Genomic DNA, 16,396 nt, shown 5'->3' with positions numbered 1-16,396 from the left:
CCGCAATGGTTCGTCGCCATCGACAAGAAGCTCGATGACGGCATGGGCGATTACGGCGACACGATCCGCGCGCGCGCGCTGACCTCGATCGACGAACTGGTGACCTGGACCCCGAAATCCGGGCGCAACCGGCTGCATTCGATGATCGAGGCGCGCCCGGACTGGGTGCTGAGCCGCCAGCGCGCCTGGGGGGTGCCGCTCACCTGCTTCATGCGCGAGACCGGCCCCGGTCAGGTGGAGATCCTGCGCAACGAGACGGTCAACGCCCGCATCGTCGAAGCCTTTCGCGAAGAAGGCGCCGACGCCTGGTTCGAGGACAACGCCCGGGACCGATTCCTGACCGGGATCGAGGGCGTGGACCCGCAAGCCTGGACCAAGGTCGGCGACATCCTCGACGTGTGGTTCGATTCCGGATCCACCCACGCTTTCGTCATGCGCGACCGCGCCGACGGCATCTGGCCCGCGAGCCTGTATCTGGAGGGCACCGACCAGCATCGCGGCTGGTTCCATTCCTCGATGCTGCAGGCCTGCGGCACGCGGGGCCGCGCGCCCTATGAAGGCGTGCTGACCCATGGCTTCACGCTCGACGCCAAGGGCATGAAGATGTCGAAATCGCTCGGCAACACCATCGTGCCCGAGACCGTGGTCAAGCAATACGGCGCCGACATCCTGCGCCTGTGGGTGGCCCAGACCGACTACACCGCCGATCAGCGCATCGGGCCGGAGATCCTCAAGGGCGTCGCCGACAGCTACCGCCGCCTGCGCAACACCATGCGGTTTCTGCTCGGCAACCTGACGGATTTCTCCGAATCCGACCGGGTGGCGGTCGAGGACATGCCGGAAATCGAACGCTGGGTGCTGAGCCGGCTGTCGGAACTGGACGAAGAAGTGCGCCGGGGCTACGAAAACTACGAATTCTCGGCCGTGTTCCAGTCGCTGTTCCAGTTCTGCACCGTCGGGCTGTCCTCGGTCTATTTCGATATCCGCAAGGACGCGCTCTATTGCGACCCGCCCGACAGCCTCCCGCGGCGCGCCTGCCTGACGGTGCTGGACGAGATCTTCAGGCGCCTGACCACCTGGCTGGCGCCGATCCTGTGCTTCACCATGGAGGAGGTCTGGCTGTCACGCCACGGCGAGGCCGGCGGGTCGGTGCATCTGCAGGATTTCCCGGAAACGCCCTATTGGCGCGATCAGCGGCTGAGCGCGCGCTGGGACACCATCCGCGCCGTGCGCCGCGTGGTCACCGGGGCGCTGGAAATCGAGCGCCGCGACAAGCGCATCGGCGCCTCGCTGGAGGCGGCGCCGGTGGTGCATGTGTCCGATGCGGCGACCAGGGCGTTGCTGGAGTCGCTGGATTTCGCCAAGCTGTGCATCACCTCGGGGATCTCGGTGGTGGCGGGCGAGGGGCCTGAAAACGCCTTCCGGCTCGACGACGTGCCCGGCGTGGCGGTGGTTCCGGCGCTGGCCGAGGGCGAAAAATGCCAGCGCTGCTGGAAGATCCTGCCGGATGTGGGCAGCCACGCCCATGAAGGCGTCTGCGGGCGCTGCGACGCGGCGCTGCAGGCGGCTATCGGGGGCATGTGATCGGGGGGCATGTGATGGGGGGGCATGTGATGGGGGCGGCGGCGTCCTGCGTCGCGCCCGGAGCGCCAAGGACAAACCACGCCCGCCCGTCCCTCGCCCGCCCTTCGCCCTCGCCCGTCCCTCGCCCCCGCCCGCCCTTCGCCCCCGCCCGCCCTTCGCCCCTGACGGGGCGCCTCCCGTCAGGGGGCGCCCTCGCGGCTTCGCCGCATCGCGGCTTTCACGCCCGACGGCCGGCGTCAGCCCCCGGGCGCGGCGGGGGTGACATGCGCGGCGATATGCTCGGCGGCCTCGGCGAGGCCGCTGTCAAAGCGCACGCCGCCGGCGGCGAGCGCGATCTCGGTCGCGCCCAGCGTTCCCATGATCATCGGCGGATTCACATGCCCCATATGGCCGATGCGAAACGCCCCGCCGGAGAATTCGCCGAGACCGACGCCAAGCACCAGCCCCAGTTCCGCATGGGCGAAGCGGCGCATGGCTTCGGGATCGAAGCCCCGCGCCAGCAGGGTGGTCACCACGTCGGCGCGCTGATCCGGGGATTCGACGTTGAAGTCCAGCGCGCCGCCCTCGACCCAGCGCGCGGCGCAGGCGCGCACCGCCCCGGCGATGATCGCATGGCGACGCCAGGCGGCCTCCAGGCCCTCGTCCTCGAGCAGCATGGTCAGCGCCTCGCGCAGCGCGAAGATGTGATGGGTGGGGCAGGTGCCGCAGAACCGCTGGTAGAACATCTGCGGATCGCCGCGCTTGCGCCAATCCCAATACGAGGTGACCAGATCGCCCTGCGCCGCGTCCCAGGCGCGCGGGCCGACGAACACCAGCCCCAGCCCCGGCGGGGTCATCAGCCCTTTCTGGCTGCCGCCGACCATCACGTCGACGCCCCAGGCCTCCATCTCGAAGGGGATCGAGCCCAGCGAGGCGACGCAGTCCACGCCGAGCAGCGCCGGATGGCCGGCGGCGTCGATGGCGGCGCGAACCGCCGGGATGTCCTGGGTGACCGAGGAGGCGGTGTCCACCTGCACCGCCAGCACCGCCTTGATCTCGTGCCCGCGATCGGCGCGCAGGCGCTGTTCGAGTTTCCGGGGATCGAGCGCGCGGCGTTCGCCGTCGCTGATCATCTCGACCTCGACGCCCATGACCGCCGCCATCTCGGCCCAGCCGGCGCCGAAGCGCCCGGCGTTCAGCACCAGCGCCTTGTCGCCGCGCGAAAACATGTTGGCGATCGCCGCTTCCCAGGCCCCGTGGCCGTTGGCGACGTAGATGATCGGCCTTGCGGTCCGGCTGCGGGCCACGCGGGCGAGATCAGCGAGGATGCCGTCAACGGTGTCGATCAGATCGCCCTCGTAGATGTTGGGCGCCGGGCGGTGCATGGCGGCGAGCACCCGGTCGGGCATGACGCTGGGGCCGGGGATGGACAGGAATTCTCGTCCGAAACGGAGCGACATCGGCTTGCCTCGCTTGGTGGCCCGGGTGGGGCCGGGATTTGAGGTCGGGACCATGGGTCTGGTCTTCGCCGCCCAGCTAGGCCATTTTCGGCGCCGGTAACAAGGCTTGAACAGGAAACGGCCGCGCGGCGCCCCGCGCCGGGGCCGCAAGCCGCAGCAACGAGGCGCAGGCGATCCAGATGAGCAAACCGGCAGCAACCGGCGCCGCGCCCGACGCGCGGGTCTGGCCGATCATGGCGCGGCTGTGGCGCGACTGGCTGGCGCCGCATTGGCGGATGCTGCTGGTCAATCTGGGGCTGATCGGGCTGGTGGCCGGGTCCACGGCGATCTACCCGGTGGTGATCAAATGGGCGCTGGACGGGTTCGAGAGCAAGGCCGTGGAGGTGATCACCGTGGCCCCGATCGTGGTGATCGTCGCGGTGACGCTGAAATCCGGCGCGCTCTACGCGCATCGCCTGCTGACCAATTCCATGCTGGCCGAGATCGACGCGCGCATGCAGCGGGCGATGTACGCGACGCTGGTGCGCGCCGATCTGGCGATGCTGGACCGCGAGGCCCCGGCGGCCATGGCCAGCCGGTTCACCACCGACATCGCCTATGTGCGCGGCGCCGTGGAAAAGCTGGTGACGGCGCTGATTCGCGACGGGCTGACGGTGATCGGGCTCTTGGGCTCGCTGCTGTGGATCGACTGGGAGCTGACGCTGTACGCGCTGATCGCGCTGCCGCTCGCCGCGCTGCCCATCGCCGCCATCGGACAGCGGCTGCGGCGCATCGCCAAGCGGTCCCAGCAGGAGGCGGCGCAGATGACCGCCCGCATCAACGAGGGGCTGTCGGGCATCCGTCTGGCCAAGACCTACCGGCTGGAGGACTACCTCAACGAGCGCGCCGGCGAGAGCTTCGAGGCGCTGCGCGAACTCAAGGTGCGCGCCGCCGATCAGAAGGCCCGCATCGACCCGACGCTGGAGGCGCTGGCCGGGATCGGCCTGGCGGCGGTGTTCTACGTCATCGGCATGCGCATCGCGGCCGGGACCAACACCATCGGCGAATTCATGGCTTTCGTGTCCGCCTTCCTGATCGCCGGGCAGCCGCTGCGCGCTTTCGGCAACCTTTACGCGATGGTGCTGCAGGGGGCCTCGGCGGCGGAGCGGATCTTTGATTTGCTGGACGCGGCGCCCAGGATCGCCGACCGGCCCGGGGCGGCGGCGCTGCCGCGCGTCAAGGGCGAGATCCGGTTCGAAGACGTCAGCTTCGCCTATGACGACGGATCGCGGGCGCTGAGCGGCGTCGATCTCACGGTGCCGGCGGGGGCGCGGGTGGCGCTGGTGGGGCGTTCGGGGGCCGGGAAGTCGACGATCTTCAACCTGGTGCCGCGACTTTACGACGCGACCGGCGGGCGGGTGCTGATCGACGGCGTGGACGTGCGCGAGGTGACGCTGGCCAGCCTGCGCGATCAGGTGGCGGTGGTCAGCCAGGAGGCGGTGATCTTCGACGACACCGTGGCGCGCAACATCGGATTCGGGCGCCCCGGCGCCGATCGCGCCGCCATCGCCGCCGCCGCCCGCGCCGCCCATGCCGCGGATTTCATCGAGGCGCTGCCCGAGGGCTACGACACCGTCGCCGGCCCCCGCGGCGGGCGGTTTTCCGGCGGCGAGCGCCAGCGCCTGACCATCGCCCGCGCGATCCTGCGCGACGCGCCGATCCTGCTGCTGGACGAGGCCACCAGCGCGCTGGACGCGGAAAGCGAGAACGCGGTGCGCGCGGCGCTGGAGCGGTTGGCGGCCGGGCGCACGACCTTCGTGATCGCGCATCGGCTGTCCACCATCCGCGACGCCGATCTGATCGTGGTCATGGACAGGGGGCGCATCGTCGAACAGGGCCGTCACGAGGACCTGCTCGCGGGCGGCGGGCTTTACGCCGATCTGCACCGCCTGCAGTTCCGCGACGGCTGATCGGCGTCGGCGCGCAAGCCCCCGCCGCAACGCCGCGCCCTTGGCCGCCGCTTCGGAGGCGGGGGGCCGCGCGGCATGCGCCTGTGGCGGGCGCGCGCCTTTGGCCGGCGCTCCGACTGGCTGGCGGGGTCCGGCTGGCGGGGTTCGGCTGGCGGGGTCCGGCTGGCGGGGTTCGGCGCGGCGCTTGACCCCGGCGGCCGGCCGCGTCAGCCTGCGAAACGGGAACAAAACGGGAGCATGACCATGGAGCGTCCGCAGGGCGGCGGCGCGGGAGCGGAGATCGAGCGGCTTGTCGAGCTGCTGGCCCGGCTGCCCGGGCTGGGGCCGCGGTCGGCCCGGCGCGCGGCGCTGCATCTGGTGAAGAAGCGCGAGGCGCTGCTGACACCGCTGGCCGAGGCGCTGGCCGAGGTCGGGCGCGCGGTGCGCCCTTGCGTCGAATGCGGCAATATCGGCGCGGGGGATCTCTGCGCGGTCTGTCTCGATCCGCGACGCGACGCGGGGGTGATCTGCGTGGTGGAGGATGTCGCGGACCTCTGGGCCATGGAGCGGGCCGGCGCGTTCAGGGGGCGGTATCACGTGCTGGGCGGCGTGCTGTCGGCGCTCGACGGGATCGGCCCCGAGGAACTGCGCCTGCCCAAGCTGGCGGCGCGGGCGGGCGCGGGCGTGTCGGAGGTGATCCTCGCGCTTTCGGCCACCATCGACGGCCAGACCACGGCGCATTACATCGCCGGGATGCTGGCGGGGGTGGAGGTGACTTCGCTGGCGCAGGGGGTGCCGGTGGGGGGCGAGCTGGATTATCTCGACGAGGGCACCATCAGCGCGGCGTTGCGCCTGCGCCGGGCGCTGTAGCCCGGAGGCCGGGACCCGGCGCGCGTCGGCGCTGTCGGCGCGGCCCAGCGGGCGGCGGCCCGTCGGGGCCGGGTGACGGGCGGGCGGCGGCCATTGACATCCGGGCGCGGGATCGTCAGGGGCGCTGGCCGCATCGCATCAGAAACGCGCCGAGGAACCAGGGCAGCATCACCCCGTTGGCATGGGACAGCAGTTGCGCGGGGGGCGCGCGGCGCGCCGCCTCGAGCGCCGCGTCGTAGCGCGCCGGGTCCACCATTTCGCGCCACAGCGGATCGTCGGAAAAGGCGCGGGCCTCGCGACGCATGCGCGGCAGGGCGGCGGCCATGAGCCGGGCGAAATCCGGCTGGAACAGGTCCTTGTCGACGCGCTCGGCGATCGAGGCGGGGACCAGCGGACGCAGCAACGAGCGAATCAGCGCGCGGTTGCGCCAGGCGCCGTCCGGGGCGCGGCCCAGCTTCAGGCGCGCGGGCGTCGCCAGCACCGCGCCGATCAGTCGCGCGTCGAGCAGCGGCGTGCGCTGCGCCACCCGCCGCCCGCCCGGCAGATCGTGATCCTGCACGGCCCAGGCGGGCAGATGAGCCAGCGCCGCGGCCTCCTCGGCGGCGAGGCTTTGCGCGAAGCGTTCATGCAGCGAGCCGCCGGCCTCGGCGAGGCGGGCGCGCCAGTGCGGCTTGTCGCGCAATCCCCCGGGCAGATGCGCCGCCCCGGCGCCGGGATGGCGCGCGCGATGCCAGTCGTAAAGCGCCAGCGGCTTCAGAAACCCGCCGATGAGAATGTTGCGCAGCCGCCCCCCGGCGGCGCGGCGGCGGGCGATCTCCGGCCCCAGGGCGGCGAGCCGCCCCTGCATCAGACATTCGAACAGCGCCGGGTCGCCATGGGAGGACAGTGCGAAATCGCCGCCAAAGCCGTTGAGCAGCGCCGCGCCGCCCCGCGCCGCCACGGCGCGCGCCAGCAGCAGCGAGGTGACATGCATCACGTCCGGGTTCGGCGCCGCCGCCTTGTCCCACCAGTAACCGGCGGGGGCGAGCGGATCGGCGTCCCCGGCCGTCACCTCATGCAGCGTGACGCCGGGCCAGCGCGCCCTCAGCGCCTGCTGATGGGCGCGTTCGTCGCTGAGCGCCGGGTCGGCGCCCGCGGGCAGCACCGAACAGAAGGCGTTCACCGGCCCCCGCCGCGCCAGCACCGCGGCGATCAGCGCCGAATCGAGCCCGCCCGAGAACGTGAGCGCCGGCGCGGCGCCGCGCGGCGCCCGCGACAGGATCGCGGTCTCGGCGCGGGCGCGCACCGCGTCCAGGATCTCGGCGTCGGGCAGGTCGGCCAGGGCGGTGTCCGGCGCCGGGCGCCAGTAGCGCCGGGCGCGCCCGCCCTCGAGGCCGAGACGCAGGACGCTGGCCGGCGCGACCTCGGCGATGTCGGCGAAAAAGGAATGCCCGGCGCCCGGCGAACGGATCGCCAGGAACAGCGCCAGCGAGGCCGGGTCCGGCGCGCGGCTCACCCCGGGCGCGTTCAGCAGGCAGTGCGGCGAGGTGGCGAACAGGGTCACGCCGTCGCCGCGCCGCGCCAGCCAAAGCGGCGCATGGCCGAAATGATCGCGCGCCAGAACCAGCGTCGCCGCGCGCGGATCGTAGAGCGCCAGCGCGAAATCGCCCTCGACGCCGGCCAGCGCCGCGCCGAGCGCGCCGTCGCCCCCGGCAAGCCCGGCAAGCCGGGCGACCGGCGCCAGATCGCTTTCGTCGTTGGCCCTGACGGGGGCGGGATGCGCGGGGTCCGCCCTGCGCCCGGGCGTCGGGGCGTTGAACAGCGTCGCTTCGCCATAGGCGAACAGATCGCCGAGCCGGGCCGTCATCGGGGCCAGTAGGTCCGCGCCCGGCGCGGCCTCGCCGATCCGGTGCGCGCGCAGCCCGATCCGCAGATGCGGGCCCGGCGCGGCGTCCCGCGTCAGCCATCGCGGCGCGGCCAGCGGCGCCGCCATGGCGGCGAAAGCGGCGTCGAGCGGCGCCGCACGACCGCGCGGATCGAAGGCCCCGAAAAAATGCCGTTGCCGCCCGCTCAATCGCCTTCCGGCCCCGGGTCCTGCGCGCCGGGGGGGCGGGTCTCGATCACCCCGTCGGCGAGCAACTCGGCCAGGAACGGCGCGATGTCGGCCTCGATCCGCGCCGGCGGCGCGTCGTACTCCTCGGCCAGCGCCGCCACCAGATCGACCAGCCCGCAGGGTTCGGCCAGTTTGGCCCAGATGTCGGCGGCCACCGCGTTCAGCCCCAGATAGGCGCCGCTGTCGGGGCCGAGCAGCACGAGTTCCTCGGCGCTGACGCGGGCCTCCAGCACGCCGGGGCGGCGGCGCAGGATCTCTGGTTGCGGTTCGGATCGGGGGGCGGTCATGCGGGTCTCGTGTCATCTGGCGCCAAGGGCGCGGCGGCTTGGGCGATCAGCGCCAGCGTCGCCGCCATGCCGGCATAGGATCGCGGACGCTTCAGGCGATGGCAAGGCACAGCTGCGGCGACGGCGGCGAGGCGGGACATGATTTCAGCCTCTCGCCCCAGCGCGCGCATCAGGGCCGGGCGATGGACGGCGCCCAGCAGATGCGGCAGGGCGTCGAGCGGCGACAATCGGTCAAGCTCAGGCGCCGCGTCGCTGGGATGCAGCCAGTCGAGCGCGAAAATCGCGTTCAGCGGGGCTGGCCAGCGCGGGTCGCGCGCCGCGTCGGGGGCGAGCGCCACCACGTCCTTGGACAGGCCCTCGACCGCGATGGCCGCGCCCATGGCGCCGGCGCCCAGCGCCCCGGCGCTGTCGGGCCAGAGCTTCACCGCCGAGATGGCGGGGTGAATGGCCGGCGCGGGCGCGTCCTCCAGCGCGATCAGATCGTCGCCCGCCAGCACCCAGCCGCGCCCCGCCAGCGCCGCCGCCAGCGTCGACTTGCCCGCGCCCGCGCCGCCGAGAAACAGCGCCGCCCCGCCCCCCGGGCCCACCGCCGCCGCCGCGTGCAGCGGCAGCCCGCCGCGCTGGTGCAGCAGCACCGAGGTCGCGGCGTAGCCGATCAGCAGGCTGATCTGGCCGGACCCCACCGCAGGGCCGAGATCCAGCGTGACCCGCGCCCCCTCCTCGACCAGCACCCGAAATGCGGCGTCCTCGATGACGATCCGTCCCGGGCCGGGCAGGCGGCAATCCCCGGCCTGCGGCGCGGCGGCGAGCGGCGCCGGCGGGATCTCGCCCGGGATCACGATCACGTCGGGCGGGGCGCCGGGCGGGGCGTCGGGCGGGGTCGCCGCCGGCGCCGCGCGCATCCCCGGCGCCGGCCAGGCAGAGGCGTAGACCAGCCCGTTGGCGGCGAATCTGTGGCGCGCCGCCGGGGGAACGGCGTGGCGATCGCCCCGCGCGCCGCATGCGGGCGGTTCGTCGTCGCTGTGCGGTGCGCGCGGCGCAGGGGGCATCTGGCGGGCTCCGAATTGACCAAAGGCCGGGCCGGGTCCTGGATCGGGCCTGGGCTCCGGTCCGGGGCCGGGGTCTCGACCGGGGGCGGCCCGGGTCCGGGGGACGGCTTGTTCCGGCCCCGCGCCTTCGGCTATTGGTCGTGGCACAATCGCTCCGCTGGATCAACCGAGGCGCCGCCCATGCAACCCGACGCGCCCGCTTTCCCCGCCGCCGACCCCGCCCCGATCCCCTATGTCGCCGGCGCGCCCGGGTATTGGGGCTGCTGCAACGCCATGGCCCCGGCGCGCGTCGCGGCGACCCTGACGCTGGCCGGGGTCCCGGCGCGCCCCCTGCGCCGCGTCCTGCATCTGGGGTGCGGGCGCGGGGTGACGCTGGCCATCCTCGCCGCCATGGGCGTCCGATGCCACGGCGTGACGGCGGATGAAACCGAGGCGGCGGCGGCCCGCGGCGTCGCCGCCGCCGCGGGGCTGCGCATCGACATCGCCTGCGCCGATCTGGTGGCGTTCTGCAACCGCGACGACCTGCCGATGTTCGACCTGATCGCCATGCCGGCGGGGTGGAGCCTGACCGGGCAGGCCGGGCGGGCCGCCATCGTCGGCCTGCTGGCCCGCAAGCTTGCGCCCGGCGGGGTGTTCCACCTGCTGCACGCGGTGATGCCCGGCGCCGCCGAGGAGGCGCCCCTGCGTCAGCTCGCCCGCAACCGCTGGCTGGCGCTGCCCGACGACATGCCCGACGCGGCCCGCGCCAAGGCGGCGCTGGCCGATCTGGAAGCGGCGCTGCGCCAATGCCACGGGCTGTTTCGCGCCTATGGCGGGTTCGACGCGCATCTGGCGCAGCTGCGCGCGCTGCCCCCGGCGCTGGCGGCGCGGGACTGGTTCGGGGCCGAGTGGGCGCCGGGGTCCATCCGCGATCTCGGCGCCCGGCTGCGCCCGGCGGGCCTGACCCGGCTGGCCCCCGCCGATCCGGCGCGATTGGCGCGGGATCTGGATTTTTCGCCCGACCAGCAGGCCTTGATCGACGCCGCGCCGGATCCGTGGCTGCGCGCCGAACTGGCCGATCTGCTGAGCCGCCGCCTGACTCGCGCCGACCACTTCATCCGCGAGGGCGGCCCCGCCGCCGCCCCGCCGCTGGGCGATCTGCGTCTGCAGCTGGCCGACGACCCCGATCACTTCGATCATCGCGTCGAGGGGCTGCTCGGCGCGGCGTGTCTTTCGCGCGCGGCCTACGACCCGCTGATCGCGGCGCTGTCGCCGCGCCGCGCCTGCAGGCTGGCCGAGGTCGCGGCGACGCTCGCCGCGACGCCCGAATCGCTGGCCGAACGGGTCGCGGTGCTGATCGGCGCCGGGCTCGTCGCCCCGGCGCCCCCGGAGGCCGAGGCGGCGGCGGCCGCGCCGGCCTGCGCGCGGCTCAACGCGGTCTTCGCGGCGCTGGCGGCGGCGGGGCAGGGGCTGCGCGCCCTCGCGGCGCCGGCCCTCGGCGCCGGGATCGAGGTCGCAGCGCAGGACATGCGGTTTCTGCACGCGGTCTTCGCGCATCCGCCCGGCACCGCGCCGGGCGCCGAGGCGCTTGCCCGGGCCGGCGCCGGACCCGATGCCGGCGCGCAGGGGGCGGAGGGGCTCGCGCGGCGGCTGGCGCAGGCCGAACTGCGGCGATCCGCCGCGGCGTTTCTCGGCGCGCCGCTAGCGCAACTGCGCCGGTTCGGCGCCTTGGGATGACTGCAATTCGCCGCATTTCCCCGCAAAAATCCAAATCCTACGACCGCATGCGCAATCAATGGGAACGCAGGCCTGCGCCCAATGCCCCACCGATTGCGAATCGCGCTCGCAACCGCATGCAACCGTTGGATTTGGTTCAGCAATGCGGCGCTGCATCCGGCGACCGGAATCACGCCCAACGCCTGCCGCAAATCCGAAGTAGTGCTTTAATAACCCAAGGCTAGCTGATACCGTTCGCGCACCGGGGACGCTTTGATAGCGAGGTATGGAAATGCACAAGAAAGCCTGGCAGGCGCCGGCGTTGAAGAAGGTCGCCGTCAAGACCGTCACCATGGGGAACGGCAAGCCGAAGAACCCGGGCGACGCCTGCGGCTACGCGGCGTTCGGCAGCACGGCGAAATGCTCCTGACCTCAGGCGCCGCGTAGGCTTGGCGCCGGGGCGCGGATCCGGGCGCGGATCCGGGCGCGCATCAGTGAACATGGACAGCGGATCAAAAGACAGCGCGGCCTCCCGAATCTGGAGGTCGCGCTGTCTTTTGGGCTGCCCGGGGCGTTTTCCGGCGCGCTTCCGGCGCGCCGAGCGGTCGGAGGCGCGCGCGTGGCGGCGCTGAAATTCATCCGCCTGATCCTGTCGCTGGAGCCGCGCGGCAGCGCCATGGGACTGGCGCTGCTGGCGCTGCTCACCGCCACCGAGGGGCTGGGGCTGGTGAGCCTCGCGGGGCTGGTCTCCATCGCCGGGCTCGACGGCGCGACCGAATCCGGCCCGTTCCTGTGGATCGAAGGCGCGCTGGGCGCGCCGCCTTCGTTCAACATGCTGCTGGGGCTGTTCCTGCTGGCGGTGGCGGGGCGCGCGCTTGCCACTTTCGCCTTTGGCGTGGTCTCCGGGCGGATCATGAGCGGGTTGTTGCACAAGCTGCGCATGCGGCTTTACCGCGCAGTCTCGGCCGCGCGCTGGGACCATGTGCAGGGCGCCCGGCGCGCCGAATTGCACCACGCCCTGTCCATGGCCCCGAACGAGCTTGCCTACGGGGTCGACATCACCCTGCGGCTGGCGGTGGCGGCGAGCGTGGCGCTGGTGGCCGGCGGGCTGGCGCTGGCGGTGGATGCGCGCATGGTGGCGATCGTGGCGCTGGTGGTGGCGGCGCTGGCCCTGCCCATGCTGTGGTTCGACCGGCGAATCGCCCGCCAGAGCCGAGAGACCTTTCGCGTCACCCAGCGGCTCTACGACCATGTGGCGCGCTATCTCGACAACCTGAAGCTTGACCGGTTTCTGGGCGCCGGGCGGGGCGGCGGATCGGGCGCCAGCGATTTCGACGCCGTGTCGCGCCGGCAGGCGGACATGGCGCGGCGGGTGGCGCTGATCGGGCTGCAATCGGATCTGGTGCACCAGCTTGGCGGCGCGCTGGCGCTGGCGGCGATCATCTGGTTCGCCGCCGGGTCGTCCATGACGCTGGGCGAGGGCGCGGTGATCGTGGTGTTGTTCATGCGCCTGCTGCCGCGCCTGATGGCGGCGCATTCGCTGATGCAGGAACTGATCGCAACCTCCGGCGCCTTCGCCGAATACGAACGCCAGGTGGCCGAATTCCGCGCCGCCGCCGAACCGCGCGCCGAAGGCGTCGCCGCGATCGCCGCCGCCGGGCCGCCGCGGATTGCCGCGAAGGGGCTGAGCTACGCCTATCCGGGCGCCTCGGTCCCGGCGCTGGACGGGGTGTCGCTGGACCTGCCCGCCGGACAGGCGACGGCGCTGCTGGGGTTGTCGGGGGCCGGCAAGACCACGCTGGCGGACATGCTTTGCGGGCTTCTGCCCCCGGACCGGGGCGCGCTGGAGGTGGACGGCGTGGCGCTGAAGGAAACGGATCTGGCGGCGTGGCGCGGCGCTGTGGCGCTGGTCAGCCGCGATGACTTCCTGGTTCCCGACACGCTGCGCGCCAACCTCGCCATGGGCGGCGCGCGGCGCGACGACGCGGCGCTGTGGGCGGCGCTCGATCTGGTGGGGTTTTCGGCGCGGGCGAAGAAAATGCCCGGCGGGCTCGACGCGCTGGTCGGCGATCGCGGCGATCTGCTTTCGGCGGGCGAGCGGCAGCGGATCTGCCTTGCCCGCGCCATCCTGCGCGCGCCGCGCTTCCTGGTGCTCGACGAGGCCACCAGCGCCATGAACCCGCTCGACGAGGCGGCGATCGTCGGACGGCTGGCCGAGCTGCGCGGCGAAATGACGATTCTGGTGATCGCCCACCGCCTGTCCTCGGTGCGCTGGGTGGATCGCATCGCGGTGATCGAGGAAGGCCGCCTTACGGCGCAGGGTTCGGCGGCGCAGATGAGCGCCCACGGCTTTCTCGGCCGGATGGCCGCCGCGGGCGACGGCGTGGCGGGCGCGGAAACCGGGGCGGCTTCGGGGCCGGGGCCGGACGCGGCGCCGGGCGCGGGCGGTCGCTCATGACCGCAAGGCGTCGGGTTTCGCGGCTATGGCGGCTGACGGCGGCGGAATGGCGGCACTTGCTGCGCGCCGCGGGCCTGCTGCTGCGCGCCAAGGCGCTGCATCTGCGACTTGACGCGCCCGGGATCATGGCGCGGCTGCGCGCGCCCGCGCCAAAGCCGGGCCGGCGGGCGGCGACCCCGAACGCGGCGATCCGCTGGGCGCTGCTGGCGGTGTCGCGCCGCCTGCCCTGGCGTTCGGATTGTCTGGTGCAGGCGCTGGCCGGAAAGATGTGGCTGGAGGCCGAGGGCCGGGACAGCGCGCTGCGCCTCGGCGCGCGGCGCGACGGGGCGGGCGATCTCGTCGCCCATGCCTGGCTGACCTGCGGCGGCGAAATCGTCACCGGCGGCAGGATCGAGGCCGGTCTGGCGGCGTTTGACGACGCCGACGGCGGCTGAGGGCGCGCCGGCCGTTGTCCTGGCGGGCGCCCGCGCGGGCGAGTCCCGGGCGCACGGGGGCAGGCCGGCTGCCATGTCTTGGCCAATGCGCGAGGCTCGGAATTCAAGCGCCTTGGCCCTCCGGGGGGGTCGAGGCGATGCGCCTTGGCTGGCCCGTGAGCTGGTTTCTGGCCTCGCCGCACTGGGCGGCGGCGCGTTCGCCGCAGCGCTGGAAGGCCGGGATGGCGCGCCTGTCGTCGCGCATGAACCGCCAGACATCGCCGACCGGGTTCAGGTCCGGCATGCAGGGCGGCGCGGCAGGGAGCTTCGCGCCATCGGATCGGCGACTGGCGGCGCGCGGCCGCCGCAAACCCCGGTCCCCGCCGGCTGGCGTCAGGCGGCCTCGCGCCGCGGCGGCAGACGGATCGGCGCGGCGCGCGGGTCGATGCCGTAATCCCGCAGCGCCCGGCCCAGATAGCTGTCCTCGTGAGGCAGCCCGCCTTCGCGCTCCACCAGCCGCGCGCGCAGGCGTCGCCCGTAGAGATGCACCGACTGGGTGCGCTCGTTCAGCTGCCGGTCCACCCTGCGCCCCGGTTTCAGCAATTGCCGGCGCTTGGCGAAAGGGATCGGATACAGCGCCTCGGTCGGAAGGCTGAAGCGGACCTCGCCGGTGGCCTGCAGGAAATGCGTCAGCGCCTGCGGCCCCCAGATTCCCCAGGACAGTTCGCCCGCATGCACCGGCGCGCCGGCGTCGCGCGCCTGCGCCAGTTCGGCCCGCTGATCGGCGGGGAACCATGGCGGGATCGGATGCTGATCGTCGGTGAAATCCAGCAGCTCGGCAAGGGCCGCGCTTTCCGGCGGCAGGGCCAGCACGCCGCCATTGATCCGGTGCGGCGATTCCCAGCCATGCAGATGCCCCTCCACCGGGGTCAGCGGGCGCAGGCACAGGGCGTCGGTGTCGGCCCAGATCGCGCCGGGCTCCGCCGCCAGCAGCAGAAACCGGAACCGGTCGGATTGCAGCGCCGGGCTGCCGGTGCGCCCGTGGGTGAGGATGTTGTCGCCCTCGAGTATCTCGCCCGCGTCGGCGATGCGCACGCCTTCGGGCAGGTTCGGGATCGGTTCATAGCTGTAGAGCGTCACGCGATGTCCGGCGCGCACATGGCTGGCGAGGCAGAGCTGTTCGATGAAGCTCAGCGGCCCGCCGATCCACAGGCTGACCACGGGCGGCGGCGAGGGGTCGGGCATGACGGGGCTCCAGTCCGGGTTGATGTCCCGCTCAGTCAACCCCGTCACGGTGAATATCCGGTAAAGTCCCCGCCCCCGAAAACAAGCCGGCCAGACGGAAAAGCCGGCCTCCGCGCGGGAGGCCGGCCAATCGACGCCGGGTCAGGGCGGGAAGCTCAGGCCTTGCCGCGATAGATGTCCATCAGGTCGCCCAGCATCTTCAGCGCGTCCTCGCGCGAGCGCTGGAAGGTGTTGCGCCCGATGATCGACCCGTTGCCGCCGCCGTCGCGGATGGCGCGCGCGTCGTCATAGACCGAGCTCGCGCCCTTCTTCGAGCCGCCCGAGAACACCACGATCCGCCGCCCGTTGAACGCCGACTGCATGCAGTGGCGCACCCGCGCGGCCTGGCTGGAGATGTCGATGTTTTCGGCCTCGTAGACCTTCTTGGCCTCGCCGAGTTCCAGATGATCGGTGGAGAGCTTGATTTTTATGATATGCGCGCCCAGCAACGCCGCGATCTGCGCCGCGTAGGCGGCGATGTCGATGGCGGTCTCGCCGTCCTTGGTCAGCGCCTCGCCGCGCGGATAGGACCAGATCACCGTGGCGATGCCGGCCTCGGCGGCCTCCTCGCGCATCTCCCTGATCTCCTCGAACATCTCAAGCCCCATCGTGGAGCCAGGATAGATCGTGAAGCCGATGCAGGCGGCGCCGATGCGCAGCGCGTCGCCAACCGAGGCGGTGATCGCCTGATCCTTGAACGCCTCGTCCGGGATCAGCGAATTGGCGGAATTGACCTTCAGGATGGTGGGGATCTGCCCGGCGAAGGTGTCGGCGCCGGCCTCCAGCATGCCCAGCGGCGCGGCGTAGGCGTTGAGCCCGGCATCAATGGCCAGCTGGTAGTGGTAATGCGGGTCATAGGCCGCCGGATTGGGCGCGAAGGATCGCGCCGGGCCATGCTCAAACCCTTGATCCACGGGCAGAATGATCATCTTGCCGGTGCCGCCGAGCTTGCCGTTCATCAACATGCGGCACAGGTTGCCTTTCACGCCGGCGTTGTCGGATTCGTAATGGGACAGGATCTTCTGGACGATGCGGGTGGATTTCATGGCTTCCCTCGGCGGTTTCGAAAATGTCTTGCGCGGTTCGGCTTGACGGAGCGTTTCGCGCGGGCGGGCGGGCGGTTTTCGGCGTGTGCCGCGGCAGGATCCGCGCGGTGGATCCGGGCCGCTGGCGATCCGCCTAACCCGGCGCGGTCGTCGCGGTCAAGTGGGCGTGAGGTCCCGGCGATCGCGCGCCGCGCGTCATGCCAGACCTGCGCGGCGGCGCCACGGGCGAACGCCGCCGCCGGTCCGGCGGC

Annotated in this window: 14 protein-coding genes; 7 read left to right on the top strand and 7 right to left on the bottom strand. The window is 72.7% G+C overall.

The features are described 5' to 3' along the window. A partial coding sequence (locus tag AC1HC7_RS12185) for a class I tRNA ligase family protein (RefSeq protein WP_479499055.1) occupies positions 1-1,584 on the top strand: 1,584 nt, incomplete at its 5' end. A 236-nt stretch (positions 1,585-1,820) separates the two neighbouring features. Here AC1HC7_RS12185 and AC1HC7_RS12180 read toward each other — a convergent pair. After that, positions 1,821-3,023, bottom strand: a complete 1,203-nt coding sequence (locus AC1HC7_RS12180; protein ID WP_479496869.1) for a pyridoxal-phosphate-dependent aminotransferase family protein — start codon at positions 3,021-3,023, stop codon at positions 1,821-1,823. Between the two features lie 179 nt (positions 3,024-3,202). Here AC1HC7_RS12180 and AC1HC7_RS12175 point away from each other — a divergent pair, with 179 nt between their 5' ends. Further along, a complete protein-coding gene (locus AC1HC7_RS12175) occupies positions 3,203-4,972 on the top strand; it encodes an ABC transporter ATP-binding protein (protein ID WP_479499054.1) in 1,770 nt (589 codons plus the stop codon). A 243-nt stretch (positions 4,973-5,215) separates the two neighbouring features. Beyond that, a complete protein-coding gene (recR, locus tag AC1HC7_RS12170; RefSeq protein ID WP_479497865.1) occupies positions 5,216-5,821 on the top strand; it encodes a recombination mediator RecR in 606 nt (201 codons plus the stop codon). Positions 5,822-5,936: 115 nt separating this feature from the next. Here the strand turns inward: recR and AC1HC7_RS12165 are convergent, their stop codons facing one another. From AC1HC7_RS12165 to AC1HC7_RS12155, 3 genes are read right to left on the bottom strand one after another with little or no spacing between them, the layout of a single operon-like run. Continuing rightward, positions 5,937-7,874 carry an asparagine synthase-related protein gene (locus AC1HC7_RS12165; protein ID WP_479497866.1) on the bottom strand — a complete coding sequence of 646 codons (1,938 nt, stop codon included), beginning with the start codon at positions 7,872-7,874 and terminating at the stop codon, positions 5,937-5,939. Then, positions 7,871-8,200, bottom strand: a complete 330-nt coding sequence (locus tag AC1HC7_RS12160) for a PqqD family protein (protein WP_479497867.1) — start codon at positions 8,198-8,200, stop codon at positions 7,871-7,873. The genes AC1HC7_RS12165 and AC1HC7_RS12160 overlap by 4 nt, the downstream gene beginning before the upstream one ends. Next, positions 8,197-9,249 carry a hypothetical protein gene (locus AC1HC7_RS12155; RefSeq protein ID WP_479499053.1) on the bottom strand — a complete coding sequence of 351 codons (1,053 nt, stop codon included), beginning with the start codon at positions 9,247-9,249 and terminating at the stop codon, positions 8,197-8,199. The genes AC1HC7_RS12160 and AC1HC7_RS12155 overlap by 4 nt, the downstream gene beginning before the upstream one ends. Positions 9,250-9,429: 180 nt before the next feature. On the opposite strand from AC1HC7_RS12155, the gene AC1HC7_RS12150 reads away from it, so the two are divergent. From AC1HC7_RS12150 to AC1HC7_RS12135, 4 genes are all read left to right on the top strand, one after another. Next, on the top strand, positions 9,430-10,965 hold the full coding sequence (locus tag AC1HC7_RS12150; RefSeq protein ID WP_479497869.1) for a methyltransferase domain-containing protein: 1,536 nt from the start codon (positions 9,430-9,432) through the stop codon (positions 10,963-10,965). 271 nt (positions 10,966-11,236) lie between these two features. Then, positions 11,237-11,374: a hypothetical protein gene (locus AC1HC7_RS12145; RefSeq protein WP_479497870.1), complete on the top strand. Its 138-nt coding sequence runs from the start codon at positions 11,237-11,239 to the stop codon at positions 11,372-11,374. A 189-nt stretch (positions 11,375-11,563) separates the two neighbouring features. Then, on the top strand, positions 11,564-13,402 hold the full coding sequence (locus tag AC1HC7_RS12140; protein WP_479497871.1) for an ABC transporter ATP-binding protein: 1,839 nt from the start codon (positions 11,564-11,566) through the stop codon (positions 13,400-13,402). Beyond that, positions 13,399-13,836: a lasso peptide biosynthesis B2 protein gene (locus tag AC1HC7_RS12135; protein WP_479497872.1), complete on the top strand. Its 438-nt coding sequence runs from the start codon at positions 13,399-13,401 to the stop codon at positions 13,834-13,836. The genes AC1HC7_RS12140 and AC1HC7_RS12135 overlap by 4 nt, the downstream gene beginning before the upstream one ends. Positions 13,837-13,939: 103 nt before the next feature. Here the strand turns inward: AC1HC7_RS12135 and AC1HC7_RS12130 are convergent, their stop codons facing one another. The 3 genes from AC1HC7_RS12130 to AC1HC7_RS12120 form a co-directional block, all read right to left on the bottom strand. Next, positions 13,940-14,119, bottom strand: a complete 180-nt coding sequence (locus tag AC1HC7_RS12130) for a hypothetical protein (protein ID WP_479499052.1) — start codon at positions 14,117-14,119, stop codon at positions 13,940-13,942. An 89-nt stretch (positions 14,120-14,208) separates the two neighbouring features. Next, on the bottom strand, positions 14,209-15,108 hold the full coding sequence (locus AC1HC7_RS12125) for a hypothetical protein (protein ID WP_479497873.1): 900 nt from the start codon (positions 15,106-15,108) through the stop codon (positions 14,209-14,211). A gap of 107 nt (positions 15,109-15,215) precedes the next feature. Beyond that, positions 15,216-16,145, bottom strand: a complete 930-nt coding sequence (locus tag AC1HC7_RS12120; RefSeq protein WP_479497874.1) for a class I fructose-bisphosphate aldolase — start codon at positions 16,143-16,145, stop codon at positions 15,216-15,218. Positions 16,146-16,396 lie beyond the last annotated feature (251 nt).

This window comes from Oceanicella sp., from assembly GCF_056449545.1.
Note: the sequence above shows the minus strand (reverse complement) of the source record. Positions and strands in the feature narration are given on the sequence as shown.